This window comes from Pseudomonas sp. SR18 (assembly GCF_023701505.1).
Taxonomy (GTDB): Bacteria; Pseudomonadota; Gammaproteobacteria; order Pseudomonadales; family Pseudomonadaceae; genus Aquipseudomonas; species Aquipseudomonas cyclaminis.
Map to the genome: position 1 here is coordinate 128,146 of NZ_JAMQAU010000001.1, position 18,780 is coordinate 146,925.

General features: G+C 62.9%; 19 protein-coding genes. 7 read left to right on the forward strand and 12 right to left on the reverse strand.

Going from position 1 to position 18,780, the window contains the following annotated elements; genetic code table 11:
* Positions 1 to 15: 15 nt before the first annotated feature.
* From NDJ82_RS00660 to NDJ82_RS00710, 11 genes are all read right to left on the reverse strand, one after another.
* Positions 16 to 1,410 (reverse strand): FAD/NAD(P)-binding protein, encoded by a 1,395-nt coding sequence (locus NDJ82_RS00660; RefSeq protein WP_250924763.1) that lies wholly within the window; start codon positions 1,408 to 1,410, stop codon positions 16 to 18.
* Positions 1,411 to 1,422: 12 nt separating this feature from the next.
* A complete protein-coding gene (locus tag NDJ82_RS00665) occupies positions 1,423 to 2,190 on the reverse strand; it encodes an ABC transporter ATP-binding protein (RefSeq protein ID WP_112195932.1) in 768 nt (255 codons plus the stop codon).
* Between the two features lie 3 nt (positions 2,191 to 2,193).
* Complete coding sequence (locus tag NDJ82_RS00670; protein ID WP_158876743.1) at positions 2,194 to 3,534, reverse strand: ABC transporter substrate-binding protein; 1,341 nt, start codon at positions 3,532 to 3,534, stop codon at positions 2,194 to 2,196.
* Positions 3,535 to 3,553: 19 nt separating this feature from the next.
* Positions 3,554 to 4,603, reverse strand: coding sequence for a branched-chain amino acid ABC transporter permease (locus tag NDJ82_RS00675; RefSeq protein WP_112195936.1), 1,050 nt, complete (start codon positions 4,601 to 4,603; stop codon positions 3,554 to 3,556).
* Positions 4,604 to 4,607: 4 nt separating this feature from the next.
* A complete protein-coding gene (locus NDJ82_RS00680) occupies positions 4,608 to 5,489 on the reverse strand; it encodes a branched-chain amino acid ABC transporter permease (RefSeq protein ID WP_158876741.1) in 882 nt (293 codons plus the stop codon).
* The gene (locus NDJ82_RS00685) at positions 5,489 to 6,259 is read right to left on the reverse strand and encodes an ABC transporter ATP-binding protein (RefSeq protein ID WP_158876739.1); all 771 of its coding nucleotides are present in this window, start codon (positions 6,257 to 6,259) and stop codon (positions 5,489 to 5,491) included. Before NDJ82_RS00685 ends, NDJ82_RS00680 begins: the two co-directional genes overlap by 1 nt.
* Complete coding sequence (locus NDJ82_RS00690; protein ID WP_158876737.1) at positions 6,256 to 7,104, reverse strand: acyl-CoA synthetase; 849 nt, start codon at positions 7,102 to 7,104, stop codon at positions 6,256 to 6,258. Before NDJ82_RS00690 ends, NDJ82_RS00685 begins: the two co-directional genes overlap by 4 nt.
* A 113-nt stretch (positions 7,105 to 7,217) precedes the next feature.
* Positions 7,218 to 8,651 (reverse strand): LLM class flavin-dependent oxidoreductase, encoded by a 1,434-nt coding sequence (locus NDJ82_RS00695; RefSeq protein WP_250924764.1) that lies wholly within the window; start codon positions 8,649 to 8,651, stop codon positions 7,218 to 7,220.
* The gene (locus NDJ82_RS00700; RefSeq protein WP_112195946.1) at positions 8,651 to 8,977 is read right to left on the reverse strand and encodes an acyl-CoA dehydrogenase; all 327 of its coding nucleotides are present in this window, start codon (positions 8,975 to 8,977) and stop codon (positions 8,651 to 8,653) included. The genes NDJ82_RS00695 and NDJ82_RS00700 overlap by 1 nt, the downstream gene beginning before the upstream one ends.
* Positions 8,978 to 8,989: 12 nt before the next feature.
* Entirely contained in the window at positions 8,990 to 10,186 is a 1,197-nt protein-coding gene (locus tag NDJ82_RS00705; RefSeq protein WP_250924765.1) for an SfnB family sulfur acquisition oxidoreductase, read from the reverse strand.
* 154 nt (positions 10,187 to 10,340) lie between these two features.
* Positions 10,341 to 10,904 carry a helix-turn-helix domain-containing protein gene (locus NDJ82_RS00710; RefSeq protein WP_112195950.1) on the reverse strand — a complete coding sequence of 188 codons (564 nt, stop codon included), beginning with the start codon at positions 10,902 to 10,904 and terminating at the stop codon, positions 10,341 to 10,343.
* A gap of 93 nt (positions 10,905 to 10,997) precedes the next feature.
* Here NDJ82_RS00710 and NDJ82_RS00715 point away from each other — a divergent pair, with 93 nt between their 5' ends.
* The 7 genes from NDJ82_RS00715 to NDJ82_RS00745 all read left to right on the forward strand — a co-directional run bounded on the left by NDJ82_RS00715 (position 10,998) and on the right by NDJ82_RS00745 (position 18,091).
* Complete coding sequence (locus NDJ82_RS00715; RefSeq protein ID WP_112195952.1) at positions 10,998 to 11,927, forward strand: DMT family transporter; 930 nt, start codon at positions 10,998 to 11,000, stop codon at positions 11,925 to 11,927.
* Positions 11,928 to 12,051: 124 nt separating this feature from the next.
* On the forward strand, positions 12,052 to 14,973 hold the full coding sequence (locus NDJ82_RS00720; protein ID WP_099583264.1) for a monovalent cation/H+ antiporter subunit A: 2,922 nt from the start codon (positions 12,052 to 12,054) through the stop codon (positions 14,971 to 14,973).
* Positions 14,973 to 15,317: a Na+/H+ antiporter subunit C gene (locus NDJ82_RS00725; RefSeq protein ID WP_003192163.1), complete on the forward strand. Its 345-nt coding sequence runs from the start codon at positions 14,973 to 14,975 to the stop codon at positions 15,315 to 15,317. The genes NDJ82_RS00720 and NDJ82_RS00725 overlap by 1 nt, the downstream gene beginning before the upstream one ends.
* Positions 15,314 to 16,996 (forward strand): monovalent cation/H+ antiporter subunit D, encoded by a 1,683-nt coding sequence (locus NDJ82_RS00730; RefSeq protein ID WP_250924766.1) that lies wholly within the window; start codon positions 15,314 to 15,316, stop codon positions 16,994 to 16,996. Before NDJ82_RS00725 ends, NDJ82_RS00730 begins: the two co-directional genes overlap by 4 nt.
* Positions 16,993 to 17,481, forward strand: coding sequence for a Na+/H+ antiporter subunit E (locus tag NDJ82_RS00735; protein WP_099583262.1), 489 nt, complete (start codon positions 16,993 to 16,995; stop codon positions 17,479 to 17,481). Before NDJ82_RS00730 ends, NDJ82_RS00735 begins: the two co-directional genes overlap by 4 nt.
* A complete protein-coding gene (locus NDJ82_RS00740; RefSeq protein WP_005789171.1) occupies positions 17,478 to 17,756 on the forward strand; it encodes a K+/H+ antiporter subunit F in 279 nt (92 codons plus the stop codon). Before NDJ82_RS00735 ends, NDJ82_RS00740 begins: the two co-directional genes overlap by 4 nt.
* The gene (locus NDJ82_RS00745) at positions 17,753 to 18,091 is read left to right on the forward strand and encodes a Na+/H+ antiporter subunit G (protein WP_112195958.1); all 339 of its coding nucleotides are present in this window, start codon (positions 17,753 to 17,755) and stop codon (positions 18,089 to 18,091) included. Before NDJ82_RS00740 ends, NDJ82_RS00745 begins: the two co-directional genes overlap by 4 nt.
* Before the next feature lie 125 nt (positions 18,092 to 18,216).
* On the opposite strand, the gene NDJ82_RS00750 is transcribed toward NDJ82_RS00745, so the two are convergent.
* Positions 18,217 to 18,675 (reverse strand): HIT family protein, encoded by a 459-nt coding sequence (locus tag NDJ82_RS00750; RefSeq protein WP_250924957.1) that lies wholly within the window; start codon positions 18,673 to 18,675, stop codon positions 18,217 to 18,219.
* Positions 18,676 to 18,780: the final 105 nt, after the last annotated feature.

Here is an 18,780-nt window from a genome sequence, read left to right on the forward strand (position 1 = left end):
AGCCCCTTCCCACATTTAGATATTGGTCAATTTTTCGGCCAGGGCTTTAGCCTGAAGCGCCACATCCGTTACCGCCGTGCTCTCCCACCACATCCCGCGCAACGGTGGGCCCATGGCAAACAATCGCTGGCTGACCTGCCCCTGGGCATCCAGCACGGCGCCGGACTTGTCCGCCGCAATCCCGAGCGCCAACGGCCCAGGCTGGATCAACCCGCGCTTGAGCAACTGTTGCGGCAACGGCCGGGCCACGCGGCGCCAGTCGTATTCGATGCCGCTGGAGTTGATCAACGCAGCACCCGAGACCTGGGTCAGCACCTGTTCGCCACGATGACGCAAACGAATCGTCACGCCCTCGTGCGCAGGCGCCAAGCCCTTGAACGACGCGGCCCTGATCCGCAACCGCCCTTCCTCATGCAGCCGCGCCACCAACTGCGCACTCAACGGCGGCGAGCGGTGGTGATGGCTCTCCCACCATGGCCGTACATGCCGCACAAACTGACGTTTCTCGCGCTCGCTGGCCTGGCTCCACAACCGGCCGATATGGGCACGCACGGTGTCCAGCGGCGCTTGCCAATCGATGCCCTGCGCCTGCGCGATCCGACATTGCCGCCGCACCTCATGCAGCAACTGCCGAGGGCTGCGCAGGCCGTGATCAGCGGCCAGGAAATCCTCCCAAACCGGCGGTTGCCGGCGCACATGGGGCAGCAGGCCGTGGCGTGAAAAAATCTCGATGGGCCCGCGATGCCCAGCCTGTTCCAGGGACACCACCGCATCGACCATGGTCAGACCGGAGCCGATGATCAGCACCGTCGACAGCGGGTCGAGCTGGGTCATGGCCTGCACATCCCAGGGGTCCACCGCCGCCGCGTTCAAGCCGCTGGATTCGGTTTGGGGCGTGCGCGCCGCCGGGAACATACCGGTGGCCAACACGGCAAACGCACCGCGCAGTTGCCGGCCGTTATCGAGGGTCAACAGGGTTGAATCCGCGTCCACTTGCAGGTCGACCACTTCAGCGCGCACATGCTCCACCGTGGACGCGGACAGCGCCTTGGCCTCGGCCAACCGCTGCTGCGCATACACGCCGAAAATCCCCCGTGGCGGAAACAGTTCGCTGATGGGCACGTGCTGCTGGTCCGACTCCGGCCAGCCGCCAGCGCCGATGTAGTCGGTGAGCCATTGCGTCAGGTCATCGGCATTGTCCGGGTCGACACTCATGCGCGCCGCGTTGCCGTTGAGGGTGTGGCCCAGCTCCACAGCACTGTAGGCCTCGCCACGCCCCAGTTCGGCGCGCGGCTCGATTACCAGGATGCGGCGCCGGCCACCTAGACGCAGCAATTGCACCGCCAGCATCGTCCCACTCAGGCCGCCGCCGATGATCAGTACATCAGCGTTGCGGATGGATTCACTCATGCAGGTTCGCCCTTACTGTTTACCCAGATAAATATCATGCAAGTCGCCCCGCGCCAGCAGTTCGGCGGCGCTGCCGCTCAAGGCCACGCGGCCAGTATCCAGCACGTAGCCGTGGGACGCATAGGTCAGCGCGACATTGATGTTCTGCTCGGCGATCAGGAAGCTCACCTGCTGCTCGCGGTTGAGCTGCGCGATGATCGCGAAAATCTCCTGCACGATCATAGGCGCCAAACCCATGGAGGGCTCGTCGAGCAGTACCAACGTAGGACGGGTCATCAACGCCCGGCCGATGGCGACCATCTGCTGCTCGCCGCCCGAGGTGAGGCCGGCGCGGGTGTGGCGCTTGGTCTTGAGCCGGGGGAACCAGGCGTAGATGCGCTCCAGGTCGTGCTCCATGTCCTTGCGGCTCAGGCGCCGCACAAAGCCGCCGCTGCGCAGATTGTCCTCCACGGTCAGTTGGCCGAACACGTGGCGCCCTTCCAGCACATGCACCATGCCCTGGCGCACGCGCTGGCTGGGGTCGACACCTGCCAGGTCCTGGCCGGCGTACGCGATCACGCCTCGGCTGACCTCGGCACGCTCGGCCCGCACCAGACCCGAGATAGCCTTGAGGGTGGTGCTCTTACCGGCACCATTGGCGCCGAGCAAGGCCACAATCGCGCCCTTCGGCACGTTCAGCGAGACCCCGGCCACCGCCAGGATCGCGCCGTCGTAGATCACTTCAATATCATCGACCGTCAGCAGTGACGGGCTGGCGGATTCAGCAGCGGGCTGGCTCATGGCTTATTCATCCCCGGTGCAGGTGCGTGGCGTCAGGCCTTTTTCCTTGGCGAACGCGGCGGATTTTTCATCGATGAGCGGGCGCAACAGCGCACGGTCAGCGGCGATCCAGTCGCTGACCAGCGTCCAGTTGGCGCCGTCCCATTGCTGCACCCGCGCCGAACCGCCGCCTTCGTGGTCGCTGCACGACAGCTTGAGGTTCTGCATCAGGCCCAGGTAACCCATGGCCTTGAGGCGGGCGTCGTCGATATTCAGATGCTCCAGCCCCCAACGGCCTTCTTCACCGTTGAGTGGACGCTTGCCGAACCTGGCCTGGGCGGTGCGGATCGCTTCTACCGCCACGGCGGCGTTCACCAGGCCCGAGTTGTAGTAGACGCTGCCGAAGTTCTTCAGGTCCTTGAGGTCGCTGTTGCCCTTGTCGAGGATCGATTGCTTGAGGCGTTTGTGGATCTCGAAATCGGCACCCGCCGGGTAAGGCGTCAGCGCCAGGTAGCCTTTGGCGGCCGCACCGGCCGGCAAGACGTCTTCGCTGGAACTGGCCCAGATGTCGCCGATGATATGGTCCACCGGGAAGCCGAAGCGCGCGGCGGTCTTGACCGCCACCGGCGTCGACACGCCCCAGGTGCGCAGGAACACCCAGTCCGGGTTGGCCTGGCGCACCTGGCGCCATTGCGCCGATTGTTCGTTGCCCGGATCGGCCACCGGGATCTGGATATTTTCAAAGCCGTATTTCTCGGCCAATAACTTCAGCGGGCCGAGGGTTTCACGACCGTAGGCCGAGTCGTGGTAGACCGTGGCAATCTTCTTGCCCTTGAGTTTGTCGAAGCCGCCTTCGCGCTGGGCGATGTAGTTCACCAGCGTCGACGCCTCGCTGTAGAAGGTCAGCATCACCGGGAAGTTGTAGGGGAATACCGTGCCGTCAGTGGCTTCGGTGCGACCGTAACCGAGGGTGATCAACGGGATCTTGTCCACCTCGGCCCTTTCGCTGAGCGCATAGGCGGCCGGCGCGCCGTTGGGCTGGTACACCGCGACCGGCGCGCCGTCCAGGCCATTCTTGAAGCGCTCGTAGCACTCGATGCCCTTCTCGGCCGTCCACTCGGTCTCGCATTCCTGCCACACCAGTTTCACGCCATTGATGCCGCCTTCGACCTCGTTGATATAGCGCAGGTAGTCGATCATCCCGGCCCACACTTGCACGCCGCTGGACGCATAGGCGCCCACGCGGTAAGTCGCCAGGGGGAAGAATTGCTGGTCGGCCGAGGCCATCGCCTGGGGGGCGGCAGCGGACAACGCCGCCAACGCAAAGGCCGCACTGACCAGGGATCGTTTCAAGGATGCACGCATGGAGATTCTCTTCTATAGGTCAGAAACGTAGCGGCCACTGGCGCAGCCGGTCGCGAAGGTTGTGCAACAGGCGAATCAAGCCCTCGGGTTCCTTGATCAGGAACACGATGATCAATACGCCAAAGATGATTTTCTGCAGGTTCTGCAACTGCCCCGCGTCCACCGAACCGCCGAACAACGCCTGCCCGGCGTGGCTGAGAAAGATCGGCAGCAAACTGATGAACGCCGCGCCGACGAAGTTGCCGGCGATGCTGCCCATGCCGCCAATAATGATGATGAACAGGATCTGGAATGAACGGTTGATATCGAAGCTGCTGGCGCTGGCCGTGCCCAGGTAGGCGAACGCCCACAACGCACCGGCAATGCCCAGGTAAAACGAGCTGACCGCAAACGCCAGGCGCTTGTAACGCACCACCGGGATGCCGACCACGGCGGCGGCGGTGTCCATGTCGCGGATCGCCATCCAGTTGCGCCCCACCTGGCTGCGCACCAGGTTCACCGCGGCCCAGGTCAACAGCAGCACCGTGACCAGCGTCAGCCAGTAACGACCGAGCGGCGTGTTGAGGTCATGGCCCAACAGCGCAAGCCTGGGCGCCGAGATGGTCCCGGACGAGCCGTAGTTGTAGAACCAGGGAAACTTGACGAACAGCCACTCCAGGAAAAACTGCGCGGCCAATGTGGTGACCATCAGGTAGAAGCCTTTGATCCGCGAGCTGGGCAACCCGAACACCAGGCCGACCAAGGCGCTGATAATCCCACCGCCGAGCAACGCCACCGGCAGCCCCAGCTCCGGCAGCCGCAGCAGGAAGCCGTAGGTCGCAAAGGCGCCGACCGCCATGAACCCCGCCGCGCCGACCGAGGTTTGCCCGGTGTAGCCGGTCAGCAGGTTCAGGCCCAACCCGGCCAGCGACAGCACCAGAAACGGGATCAGGATCGCATTGAGCCAATAGTCATTGCCCCACAGCGGCACCCCCACAAAGGCCAACCCCAGCAGACCGAAAAGGCCCCAAGGCACTCGTCGCGGGACCAGCAATAACGGCGCGGTTTGTTGAGCAACAGGGATCGACATGGTTTCAGACTCGCTCGATGGCGCGCTCGCCGAACAGGCCGGCGGGACGGATATACAGGAAGGCCAGGGCCAGGACATAGGCGAACCACGGCGTGATGCCGCCGCCGATCAGCGGGCCGATATACACCTCGGCAAGGTTCTCCGCCGCGCCGACGATCAGCCCGCCGACAATCGCGCCGCCAATCGAGGTAAAGCCGCCGATGATCAACACGGGCAAAGCCTTGAGCACCACCAGCGACAGCGAAAACTGCACCCCCTGGCGTGCGCCCCACAACAAACCGGCCACCAGCCCGACAATGCCAGCCACCGCCCAGACGATCTGCCAGATGCGGTTGAGGTTGATGCCGATGGACAGCGCCGCCGTGGTGTCATCCGCCACGGCGCGCAGGGACACGCCGATGCGGGTTTTGTTGAACAGCAGCGCGAGCACCGTCACCAGCACCACGGCAGCCGCGGCGGCGATCAGGTCGAACTGGCTGAGCATCAGCGGGCCAACAAACAGCGGCACGTCGTCGATACCCAGGTCCAGGGCACGCACTTGCGCGCCCATCAAGCCTTGGGCCAGGCCTTCGATAATGAACGACAGGCCCAAAGTGGCCATGAACAGGGTGATCTGCGAACGGTTCACCAGTGGCCGCAATACCAGGCGCTCGATAAGCAACGCGCCGACGATCATCACGATCACCGTCAGCAGCAGCGCCAGGGCAAACGGCACGCCCTGGTCGTGCAGGCTGACGAAGGTCAACGCGGCAAACAGCAGCATCGCACCCTGGGCAAAGTTGAACACGCCGCTGGCTTTGTAGATCAGCACAAAGCCGATGGCGACCAGGGAATACAGGGTGCCGGCGAGCAGGCCGCCGAGCAGGGTTTCGAAGAAGAAGGTCATCAGTGCACGGCTCCCAGGTAGGCGGCGATCACTTCGGGATTGGCCTGCACCTGTGCCGGCGTGCCGTCGCCGACTTTGCGCCCGTAGTCGAGCACCACCACATGGTCGGACAGGCCCATCACCACGCCCATGTCGTGTTCGATCAACACCACGGTAGTGCCGAGGTCGCGGTTCACGTCAGCGACGAAGCGCGCCATGTCCTGTTTCTCTTCGGCGTTCATGCCAGCCATGGGTTCGTCGAGCAGCAACAGGCTCGGCCCGGCGATCAATGCGCGGCCCAGCTCCACGCGCTTTTGCAGGCCGTAGGACAAGTTGCCCACCAGCACATCGCGGTGGGCTTGCAGCTCCAGAAACTCAAGGATGGCTTGGCCACGCAGGCGAAAGGCCTCGGCTTCACGTCGCGCACGGGGCAAGCCGAGGGCCTGCTCGATAACACTGCTGCGCATATGCCGCGACAGGCCGGTGAGGAGGTTGTCGAGCACGCTCATTTTCTTGAACAGCGCGTTGTTCTGGAAGGTCCGGCCAATGCCACGGCGTGCGGCCCCCAAGGGGTCGATGCGGTGGAAGTGTTGCGCCTCGAAAACGATCTCGCCCGCGTCAAAGCGATACACGCCATTGAGCACGTTGAGCAACGAACTTTTACCGGCGCCGTTAGGGCCGATCAACGCGCAGATCTCGCCGCGCCGCACCTCGAAAGACAAGGCGTTGATGGCCTTGACCCCTTTGAATGACAGCGAGATATCGCGCACCTGGAGAATAACGTCACTCATGCGATATCCCGTTTGAATTCGGCCAGCCACACCGGCTCGACCGTGGATTTGAGGGGCTGCCAGATAAAGGCCAGGCGCTGGAAGCCCAGCAGTTTGCGCACGCGGTTTTTCAGCAGCCGGCGCAGGCCGCTTTGGGGGTGGGCGATGGCCCAGTCGCACAGGCGTCGACGCCAGGTGCCGTGGGGGGCCAGGCGGCTTTCGATCTCATCGGCCAAGTGCTGTAACCGCTCGGGCGACAGCAGCAGGCCGGTGGGCGCGACTTCGCCGCGATCACGCTGCGCCGAGGCCAGGTTTTCCGGGAATGCCAGGCCGTGGCCGCTGCTCAGCCATTGCTCCAGCAGGACGTCCAGGCCGCGCTGCCAGTGGGTACCCTCCTCGCTCCACAACGCGGTTTCGCCGGTGGGTTGCCACCAGCGCTGCAGGTGTTGCGCCGGGTCCACGGGGCCGAGTAACTGGGCGAAATCCAAGCGCTGGGTAAACGCCCAATCGCGCTGGCGACCTTGAACGTAGGCGTGACTGGGATGGATGCGCCACAGGTGTTGTTCCAGTGCCTGCGGCTCAAGGTTATCGGCCAGCGTCAGCACGTGTGCGCCGACGGACTGGGCCGCCAACGCCAGCAGCAACAGGTTCGGCTCAAAGGCGCCGCTGAGCACCAGGCGTGACTGGTCGCTGAAACCTTGCTGGCGCAAACCATCGGCCAGCCGCTCGACGTCGCGCAAGGTGTCGATCCAGCGCCAGGCATACCATTGCCCCTGGCGCTTGTGGCGCAGGGCGATGTGCAACGGCGTGAGTTGCGACCAGTGGCGCAGTTGCTCCAGAGAGGCCTTTGGTTCGTGCACGCTCATAGGGGATTGCTCCTATTGGGGAGGTGGGCGTGCGGTGGTCCGCTGGCTGGAATAGATCAAGCAATTAAGATCAACATGTGGGAGGGGGCTTGCCCCCGATAGCAGTGTGTCAGTCACGAGTGTTCTAACTGACCCACCGCTATCGGGGGCAAGCCCCCTCCCACATTGGAATTTTGTGCACCAGATAGATCGCGGTAGCTGGCGCCTGGATGGTTGGCGCCCAGTCGCGCACCGTCGCCAAACAACTTCTCACGCAACGTGCCCTGGGCGTATTCGGTCTTGTACATGCCACGCTTCTGCAACTCCGGAACAAGCCATTCCACGGCGTCGACAAAGGTTTCATGGGTCAGCGCATAGGCCAGGTTGAAGCCGTCCACATCAGTCTCTTCGACCCACTCCTGCAACAGGTCCGCCACAGTCTCCGGGCCGCCGACGAACAGTGGGCCAAAGCCGCCGATACCGACCCAATCGGCCAGCTCGTTGGGCGTCCAGACCTTGTTCGGGTCCGCCGTGGAAAACGCTTCCACCGCCGATTGAATCGCATTGGTGTGCACGTGTTTGAGCGGTTCGTCCGGTTTGAACTGGCTGAAGTCGATGCCGGTCCAGCCGGAGATCAGCGCCATGGCGCCTTCGTAGCTGACGTAGGATTTGTACTCGTCAAACTTGGCTTTAGCCTTTGCGTCGGTTTCGTCGACGATCACCGTCTGCAAGTTGAAGATCAGGATTTTCTTCGGATCACGCCCAGCCTCGGCGGCACGACGGCGGATGTCGGCCACGGTCTTTTTCAGCAGCACCTTGGACGGCGCAGCGACGAACACACATTCGGCCTGCTCGGCGGCGAACTGCTTGCCACGGCTGGACGCGCCAGCCTGGTACAGCACCGGCGTGCGCTGCGGCGACGGCTCGCACAGGTGAATGCCGGGCACCTGGAAGTGTTTGCCGACGTGGCGGATCTCGTGGATTTTGCTCGGGTCGCTGAAAACCCGTCGTTCGCGGTCACGCAGGACCGCGCCCTCTTCCCAACTGCCTTCCCAGAGTTTGTAGCAAACCTGCAGGTATTCCTCGGCGTAGTCGTAGCGCGCGTCGTGTTCGGTCTGGGCTTTCTGGCCGAGGTTCTTGGCGCCGCTTTCCAGGTACGAGGTGACGATGTTCCAGCCGATGCGGCCCTTGGTCAGGTGGTCGAGCGTCGACAGACGACGGGCGAACGGATACGGATGCTCAAAGGACAACGAAGCGGTGAGGCCAAAGCCCAGGTGCTCGGTGACCAACGCCATTGGCGCGATCAGCGACAACGGGTCGTTGACCGGCACTTGGGTGGCCTGGCGAATCGCCGCGTCGCCGTTACCGTTGTACACGTCGTAGATGCCCAGCACGTCGGCGATAAACAGACCGTCGAACTTGCCGCGTTCGAGGATTTTCGCCAGGTCGGTCCAGTATTCCAGGTCCTTGTACTGCCACGAACGGTCACGCGGGTGCGCCCACAGGCCGGGAGATTGGTGGCCGACACAGTTCATGTCGAAGGCGTTCAAACGAATTTCACGGGCCATCACAGCACTCCGTTGAGGTGGTAGTTGCCGACGACTTGGTATTTCCAGCGCAGCGGGTCATCGACGGTCGACGGCAGTGCAGTGCGTTGACCGGTCAGTTCGAATTCGGCGTTGCTGGCGGCAATCAGTGCTTCGGCGGCGGCGATCTGCGCCTCGGTGGCGGCGACCGGGCTGGGGTGGGTGTCGGCGCGTTCAAGCAAGGCAGCGGCCACGTCGACGCGGATCTGCAAGTCGCCGAAGCGGCTGATCACATAGGGGTCGTCGCTTTTTTCGACATGGCGGCGAGTGCTGTCCAGCAGTTGGCGTGCGAGATTCAAGGCAGTCATGGGTCAGGTTCCTCAGTTCCAGGCGTGGCGCGCAGGCTTCACGCCGTTGAGCACGAAGTTGCCGATCAGGTGGTATTTCCAGCGGGCCGGGTCGTGCAAGGTGTGGGTGCGTGCGTTGCGCCAGAAGCGGTCGAGGTTGTGCTTGGCGGTGACCGAGCGGGTGCCGGCCAGTTCGAAGAGTTTGCTGCTGGCGAGCAACGCCGTTTCGGCGGACAGCACCTTGGCCTGGGCGACGATCAGCGAGGCGTTGGCGACGGTGTCTTCATTCGGTTCAGCGAGGGCTTGGTCCACGGCAATACCGGCCTTGGCGAGGATCGCTTCGGTGCCGTGCACGCGCCATTCCAGATCGCCAATGGCGGCGATGGTGAACGGGTCCTGCCAGCCGTGATCCTGCTGGCTGTCGATCCACGGCCGCGCCTGGCGGGCGTAGATCTTGGCCTGTTCGAGGGCGCCGAGGGCAATGCCGGTGTCGACCGCCGCCTGGATGATCTGCGAAATCGGGCCGTCGGCCGTGGGCTGGTCGAACGCCAGGTGGGCGGGGATCACCGCGCTCAGGGGCACGGTCACGCCATCGAGGGTCACGCCGCCGCTGGCGGTGGTGCGTTGGCCGAAGCCGTCCCAGTTGTCGATCACGGTAAGGCCTGGCGCGTCGCGTTCGACGAGGCCAATAAACGCCTGGCCTTTTTCGTTATTACCGACGGTGGGCACGATATGGGCGAACAACGCGCCGGTGCAGTAGAACTTCTCGCCGTTGATTTGCGCGGTGTCGCCATGAAAGCGGATCTGGGTGTCGAAGGTGCCGGCGTTTTTGCTCTTGGCCTCGGAAAAGGCATTGCCGAAGCGATAACCCGCCAGCACCTTGCCGAAGTAATGAAGCTTTTGTTCCTCGGTGGCGGTTTGCAGCAGGATGTCCACCACACCCAGGTGGTTCTGCGGGATCTGCCCCAATGACGGGTCGGCGGCGGAGATCAACTTGATCACTTCAGCCACTGTCACATAGGACACACCAGCGCCGCCGTAGGCCTTGGGAACGGTGATGCCCCACAAGCCGCTGGCCGAGAATTCGTCGAGTTCGGCTACCGGTAAGCGGCGGTCGCGGTCACGCACGCTGGCGTCGACGGCAAAACGCTCGGCCAGGCGCGTGGCGACCTCGATGGCCTCCGCGTCCGAGCGGATGATATGGGCAGGTTGTTGAGGGTGGGCTGACATGGGCCGACTCCAGGCTCCGAGGGAATATCGGAGTGATTGCAGGAGTCGTGCCTGAATTTAATCGTCAGTAAAATCAGTAGTTTGCCGCGAAAAGCAGGCGTTGAACGCGGTTGCAAACCAGCAAAATGTGGATCCACTGTTGCCAGGCAGACAGTTAGATCACCACGTTGCGCACAAAGCGCACGGCCACGTCACCGTCATTGCGATAAACGTGGTGCTGGTGGCTGGCGAACATGAAGAACTCGCCGGCGCCGATGGTGTTTTCCTGGTCGCCGATCACCAGCGTCAGGTTGCCCTCGAACACAAACAGTTGCTCGCTCCAGCCTTCCAGGTCGGGGTCCGGGCAATAGCGGTCGCCGGGTTCAAGGCGCCACTCCCACAGCTCAACCTCGCGGCGAGCCGTGGCCTTGGCCAGCAACACCGCTTTGCTCCCGGCAATTTCACCGGCCCAGGCCAGTTCGTTGATGCGGCTGTGATCGCGTACGTCCGGCGCCTGGATCAGGTCGCTGAACGCCACGTCCAACGCTTCAGCCACACGGTCGAGGGTCGACAGGCTGACGTTCTTCTCCCCGGCCTCGATGGCCACCAGCATGCGCCGGCTGACGCCGGACTTTTCCGAGAGCGCGGTCTGGCTCAGGTCGGCGGCGTGGCGCAGGCGACGAACGTTCTGGCTGACGTGCTGCAGGACCGAAGCCCGTTGTGGATTTTCTTTGTGCACTATATTGCTCAATGGGTGGGTGTGCGCAGTATACTGCCCAGCGTGCGGCGCATTGTGCGGTCCGTGCCTTTCCCTGTGCAAGACCGAGCTGCCATGACCACCGCCAAAACCCCTTCGCGTTTCAACCGTTTCAGCAAAGCCGAATGCATCCTGGTGTTTATCACCATGATCTGGGGCGGCACCTTTTTGCTGGTACAGCACGCCATGACGGTGAGCGGCCCGATGTTTTTCGTGGGCCTGCGCTTTGCGGCGGCGGCCATTGTGGTGGGCTTCTTCTCGCTGCGCACCTTGCGCGACTTGACCCTGTTTGAATTGAAGGCCGGGGTGTTTATCGGTGTGGCGATCATGTTTGGCTACGGCTTGCAGACCATCGGCCTGCAAACGATCCTGAGCAGCCAGTCGGCGTTTATCACCGCGCTGTATGTGCCGTTCGTGCCGTTGTTGCAATGGTTGGTCCTGGGCCGTCGTCCTGGGTTGATGCCGAGCATTGGCATCATGCTCGCATTTGCCGGGTTGATGTTGTTGACCGGGCCAGCGGGGGCTTCGTTGAATTTCAGCCCCGGTGAAATCGCTACGTTGATTGGTGCCATTGCGATTGCAGCAGAAATCATCCTGATCAGCGCATTTGCAGGTCAAGTGGATGTACGCCGGGTGACGGTGGTGCAACTGGCCACGGCGTCACTGCTGTCGTTCCTGATGGTGGTGCCGATGGGTGAGGCGCTGCCGGGGTTCTCGTGGTTGCTGCTGTTCAGTGCGGTGGGCCTGGGCTTGACCAGCGCGGTGATCCAGGTCGCGATGAACTGGGCGCAACAGAGCGTTTCACCGACGCGGGCCACGTTGATCTATGCCGGTGAGCCGGTGTGGGCTGGGGTGGTCGGGCGGATTGCCGGCGAGCGCTTCCCGCCGATTGCGATGCTGGGGGCGGCGTTGATTGTGGTGGCGGTGATTGTGAGTGAGATGAAGACAAAAGGGCAAAAAGCCATCGAGCTGCAGGATACGAGGGAACAGGAGCAACAGGGCTAGGGTCGGAAACACTGCCAAATGGGAATATTCGACCTATCTTGTAGGATCCTGCCACATCTTGCCGTTTGGTGATCAACAAAGCGGCACGTATGATGCATCCCAAACTCCCGCAGATTAGAAGCCTATGTCCCTGATAGTTCTACTGCTTCTGCCATTCATTGGCAGCTGTCTGGCGGCCTTGCTGCCGCACAATGCACGTAACACCGAATCCCTGTTGGCCGGCCTTGTGGCCCTGGTCGGCACTCTTCAAGTCGCCCTGCTCTACCCCCAGATCGCCCACGGTGGCGTGATCCGCGAAGAATTCATGTGGTTGCCCAGCCTCGGCCTGAACTTCGTCTTGCGTATGGATGGGTTTGCCTGGCTGTTCTCGATGCTGGTGCTCGGCATCGGTTCGCTGGTGGCGTTGTATGCGCGCTACTACATGTCGCCGGATGACCCGGTGCCGCGCTTCTTCGCGTTTTTCCTGGCTTTTATGGGCGCCATGCTCGGGCTTGTGATTTCCGGCAACCTGGTCCAGATCGTGTTCTTCTGGGAACTGACCAGCCTGTTCTCGTTCCTGTTGATCGGCTATTGGCACCACCGCGCCGATGCCCGACGCGGCGCCTACATGGCGCTGATGGTCACTGGCGCGGGCGGCTTGTGCCTGCTGGCCGGGGTGATGCTGCTGGGGCATATCGTCGGCAGCTATGACCTGGACCGGGTGCTGGCGGCGGGCGATCAGATCCGCGCACATGCGCTGTACCCGGTGATGCTGGCCCTGGTGCTGATCGGCGCACTGAGCAAAAGCGCGCAGTTCCCGTTCCACTTCTGGCTGCCCCACGCCATGGCCGCACCGACGCCGGTGTCTGCCTATCTGCACTCGGCGACGATGGTGAAGGCCGGCGTGTTCCTGCTGGCCCGCCTGTGGCCGGCGCTGTCGGGCAGCGAAGAATGGTTCTGGATCGTCGGCGGCGCCGGCGCCCTCACCCTCCTCCTCGGCGCTTACTGCGCCATGTTCCAGAACGACCTCAAGGGCCTGTTGGCCTACTCCACCATCAGCCACCTCGGGCTCATCACTTTGCTGCTGGGGCTCAACAGCCCGCTGGCCGCCGTCGCCGCAGTGTTCCATATCCTCAACCACGCCACCTTCAAGGCCTCGCTGTTCATGGCGGCGGGCATCATCGACCACGAAAGTGGCACGCGGGATATCCGCAAGCTCAGCGGCCTGGTGCGCCTGATCCCGTTCACCGCGACCCTGGCGATGGTGGCCAGTGCCTCCATGGCCGGCGTGCCGTTGCTCAATGGCTTCCTGTCCAAAGAGATGTTCTTCGCCGAAACGGTGTTTATCTCGGCGACAAAATGGGTGGAAATTGCGCTGCCGGTGATCGCGACCATCGCCGGCACTTTCAGCGTGGCCTATGCGCTGCGCTTTACCGTCGATGTGTTCTTCGGCCCGCCCGCCACCGACCTGCCGCACACGCCCCACGAACCGCCACGCTGGATGCGTGCCCCGGTCGAGTTGCTGGTGTTCACCTGCCTGCTGGTGGGGATATTCCCGGCCCAGGTGGTCGGCTCGATCCTTGCGGCTGCCGCACTGCCGGTGGTCGGCGGTGTGCTGCCCGAGTACAGCCTGGCCATCTGGCACGGCTGGAACGCGCCGATGATCATGAGCCTGGTGGCCATGACCGGCGGCGTGCTGCTCTACCTGATGTTGCGCAAACAACTTAAACGCGGGCGCTTCAAGTACCCGCCGCTGGTGGGCTACTTCAATGGCAAGCGCGGCTTCGAGCGCTGCCTGGTGGTGATGATGCGCGGCGTGCGCAAAATCGAAAAACGCATCAGCACCAAGCGCCTGCAAACCCAGTTGTTCCTGTTGGTGATCGTCGCGGTGATCGGCGCCATGATCCCGATGCTCAACAGTGGCCTCAGTTGGGGCGACCGCCCGAAAATTCCGGGTTCCATCGTCTTCGTCACCCTGTGGCTGCTGGCGATTGCCTGTGCCCTGGGCGCCGCCTGGCAAGCCAAGTACCACAGGCTGGCGGCCCTGACCATGGTCAGCGTGTGCGGCATGGTCACTTGCGTGACGTTTGTATGGTTCTCGGCACCGGACCTGGCACTGACGCAACTGGTGGTCGAGGTCGTGACGACGGTGCTGATCCTGCTTGGCCTGCGCTGGCTGCCACGGCGGATCGAGGAAGTCTCGCCACTGCCAAGCTCGCTGCGCAAGGCGCGCATTCGCCGCCTGCGTGACTTCCTGCTGTCCACCGCAGTGGGTGGCGGCATGGCGCTGCTGTCCTATGCGATGCTGACCCGCCAGACGCCCAACGATATTTCCTCCTTCTACCTGAGCCGCGCCCTGCCCGAAGGCGGCGGCAGCAATGTGGTGAACGTAATGTTGGTGGACTTCCGTGGCTTCGACACCCTTGGCGAAATCACCGTGCTCGGCGCCGTGGCGCTGACGGTGTACGCCCTGCTGCGCCGCTTCCGCCCGTCCAAGGAAAGCATGCAACTGCCTGCCCAACAGCGCCAACTGGCACCGGACGTGGCCACCGACCTGGTCAACCCGCGCCAGGCCAGCGACACCGCCCTGGGCTTCATGATGGTGCCGGCGGTGCTGGTGCGCCTGCTGCTGCCGATTGCGCTGGTGGTGTCGTTCTACCTGTTCATGCGCGGCCACAACCAACCGGGCGGCGGGTTTGTCGCCGGGCTGGTGATGTCGGTGGCGTTTATCCTGCAATACATGGTCGCCGGTACACAGTGGGTCGAGGCGCAGATGAGCCTGCGGCCGATGCGCTGGATGGGTTTTGGCCTGCTGTCCGCCACGCTCACCGGGCTCGGCGCGCTGTTTGTCGGCTACCCGTTCCTCACCACTCACACCTGGCATTTCAGCCTGCCGCTGCTGGGCGATATCCATGTCGCCAGTGCGTTGTTCTTTGACGTCGGCGTGTACGCCATGGTCGTCGGCTCGACCTTGCTGATGCTCACCGCCCTCGGTCACCAGTCGGTGCGCGCGCACAAACCGAGCAACCAGGCCAAAGCAGTCGCCGCAACAGAAGGAGCCGCCTGATGGAAGAAGTCATCGCAATTGCCATTGGGGTCCTGGCGGCCTCCGGCGTCTGGTTGATCCTGCGGCCACGGACGTTCCAGGTGGTGATGGGCCTGTGCCTGTTGTCGTACGGGGTCAATCTGTTCATTTTCAGCATGGGCAGCCTGTTTATCGGCAAGGAGCCGATCATCAAGGACGGCGTGCCGCAAGACCTGCTCAACTACACCGACCCGCTGCCACAGGCCCTGGTGCTGACGGCCATCGTGATCAGCTTTGCCATGACCGCCTTGTTCCTGGTGGTGCTGCTGGCCTCCCGTGGCCTGACCGGCACGGACCATGTGGACGGCCGGGAGCCCAAGGAATGAATTGGGTCAATCAACTGATCGTCGCGCCGATCCTGCTGCCGCTGCTGACCGCCGGGCTGATGCTGATGCTCGGCGAGAAGCGCCGCCCGCTCAAAGCCAGGATCAACCTGTTCTCCAGCGTGATCGGCCTGGGCGTCGCCGTGTTGCTGCTGTACTGGACGCAAAAAGGCGGCCCCGGTTCGATTGGCGTGTACCTGCCGGGCAATTGGCAGGTGCCATTCGGCATTGTGCTGGTGGTGGACCAGCTGTCGGCGCTGATGCTGGTGCTCACCGGGATTATCGGCGTGAGCGCGCTGCTGTTCGCCATGGCCCGCTGGGACCGTGCGGGCACCAGTTTCCATGCGTTGTTCCAGGTGCAGATGATGGGGTTGTACGGCGCGTTCCTGACCGCCGACCTGTTCAACCTGTTCGTGTTCTTCGAGGTGCTGCTGGCGGCGTCCTACGGTTTGATGCTGCACGGTTCCGGCCGTGCGCGGGTGTCGGCGGGGCTGCATTACATCGCAATCAACCTGCTGGCGTCGTCGCTGTTCCTGATTGGCGCGGCGATGATCTACGGGGTGACCGGCACGCTGAACTTCGCTGACCTGGCGCTGAAAATCCCGCTGGTACCGGAGGCCGATCGCGGCCTGCTGCATGCCGGTGCGGCAATCCTGGCGACAGCGTTTTTGGCCAAAGCCGGCATGTGGCCGCTCAACTTCTGGCTGGCGCCCGCCTATTCCTCGGCCAGCGCGCCGGTGGCGGCGATGTTTGCGATCATGACCAAGGTTGGCGTGTACACCGTGCTGCGCCTGTGGACGCTGCTGTTCTCCGGCCAGGCCGGCGCTTCGGCGCTGTTTGGTGGCGACTGGCTGGTGTACGGCGGCATGGCGACTATCGTCTGCGCGGCGCTGGCGATGGTGGCGGCACAACGCCTGGAACGTATGGCCAGCCTGAGTATCCTGGTGTCAGCCGGGATCCTGCTGTCGGCGGTCGGGTTTGCCCAGCCGAGCCTGACCGCAGGCGCGCTGTTTTATCTGGTCAGCTCCACACTGGCCTTGAGTGCGCTGTTCCTGCTGGCCGAATTGATCGAGCGTTCGCGTTCGGCCAATGACCTGCCGCTGGATGAAGAAATCGATGCGTTGCCCAAAGCCATGGAATCCCTGCATCCGCGTCCCGGTGTGAACCTCGATGACGAGCAAAAGGCCGTGGTTGGCCAAGTGATTCCGTGGACCATGGCGTTCCTGGGCTTGAGCTTTGTCGCCTGCGCCCTGCTGATCATCGGCATGCCGCCGCTGTCCGGGTTTATCGGCAAGCTCAGTTTGTTGAGTGCGCTGGTCAATCCACTGGGCCTGGGCAGCGGCCTGGAAGGCCCGATCCGACCTGCAGCGTGGGGCCTGATGGTCTTGCTGATCCTGTCCGGCCTGGCCTCGCTGATCGCGTTCGCCCGCCTGGGTATCCAGCGTTTCTGGACACCGGAAGAACGCCCATCGCCCTTGCTGCGTCGCTATGAGTGCATGCCGATCTTCTTCCTGCTGGGCCTGAGCATCCTGCTGACCTTCAAGGCCGAGCCGCTGATGCGCTACACCCAGGCCACCGCTGTCAGCCTGAACAACCCGGAAGCCTACGTGATGGCGGTCATGGCCACGCGCCCAGTGCCCAGCCCTGAAGCCAAAGCGGCCGCCCTGGAGGTGCAACCATGAAGCGACTGTTTCCTGCCCCGTGGTTGTCCCTGGCATTGTGGGTGCTGTGGCTCGTGCTGAACCTGTCCGTCAGCCCTGGTCATCTGCTGCTGGGTGCTGCGCTGGGGGTGCTTGCCCCGCTGCTGATGGCGCCGTTGCGTCCGCTGCCGATCCGCATCCGCCGCCCCGGTGTGATCATCCGCCTGTTCTTCCTGGTGGGCCGCGATGTGATCGTCTCCAACCTGCAAGTGGCCTGGGGCGTGCTGACGTGCGGCTCACGCCCACCCCGTTCGCGCTTCATCAAGATCCCGCTCGACCTGCGTGACGCCAACGGCCTTGCCGCTCTGTCGATGATCACCACCGTGGTGCCCGGCACCATCTGGTCGGAACTGGCCCTGGACCGCAGCATCCTGCTGCTGCACGTCTTCGACCTGGATGACGAAGCGGCCTTCATCGAACATTTCAAAAGCGCCTACGAACGGCCATTGATGGAGATCTTCGAATGAGTGCCCTGCTCTCCAATGCGATCCTGTTCAGCCTGTTCCTGTTCTCCCTGGCCATGGTGCTGACCCTGATCCGCCTGTTCAAAGGCCCATCGGCCCAGGACCGGGTCCTGGCGCTGGACTACCTGTACATCCTGGCGATGCTGATGATGCTGGTGCTGGGCATTCGGTATGCCAGTGACACCTACTTTGAAGCGGCGCTGCTGATCGCACTGTTCGGCTTCGTCGGCTCGTTTGCCCTGGCCAAATTCCTGCTGCGTGGGGAGGTGATTGAATGATGCCGTTATGGATGGAAATCGTCGTGGCTGTGCTGCTGGTGTTAAGCAGTGTGTTTGCGCTGATTGGCGCCGTTGGGCTGCTGCGCATGAAGGACTTCTTCCAGCGCATGCACCCGCCTGCGCTGGCCTCGACGCTGGGCGCATGGTGTGTGGCACTGGCGTCGATTATCTACTTTTCGGCGCTCAAGTCCGCGCCGGTGTTGCACGGCTGGCTGATCCCGATCTTGTTGGCGATCACCGTGCCGGTGACTACATTGCTGCTGGCGCGTACCGCGCTGTTTCGCAAGCGTATGGCTGGGGATGACGTGCCGGCAGAAGTCAGCAGCCGTCGCTGAGCGCTGAAGAGAACACAATCCAAATGTGGGAGGGGGCTTGCCCCCGATGGCGGTGGGTCAGCGATAGATAAACCGACTGACCCACTGCTATCGGGGGCAAGCCCCCTCCCACATTGGGAACTGTACTAGGCGAAAGATCTGATTCGCTCGGCCAGTTCTGCCAGTTCAGCATCATCCGCCCGCACGTGATCGTGGGATGAGATATAGCCTTCATAAGCCTCAAAAAACTTATCCACTTTCGAGCTCAACGGCTTGAATGCACTGTCCTGCCCCGTCCCATGCATGGGAAACAACTTCGCATGCAGATGATCAACCCCATACCCTTCCAGCATCATCCCCGTACGCGCCACATCGGGAAACGTCCGGTCGATCAGCAAGGCGGTTTTCTTGGTGGCCACGATCAGATCAGCCAACACCTCATCCGACTGCGCAAAGGCATAACTGCCGTAATGCTGCTTGGGGATGACCACGCTGAAACCTGGGGTATTGGGGAAAATCGACAGGAACGCCATGTGATGTTCGTCCTCCCACAGGATATGGGCCGGGGAGGTTTTGCGGACAATGCTGCAGAAAATACAATCCATTTGAGCCGCTGCCGTTTTTGTCGTGGGTTTGGTCGTTGCGAACATCTAAAAACAGGAGCGGGCGGGAGTCAAATCCTAGTTTTTAGCGGTCTCACGATTTACCGA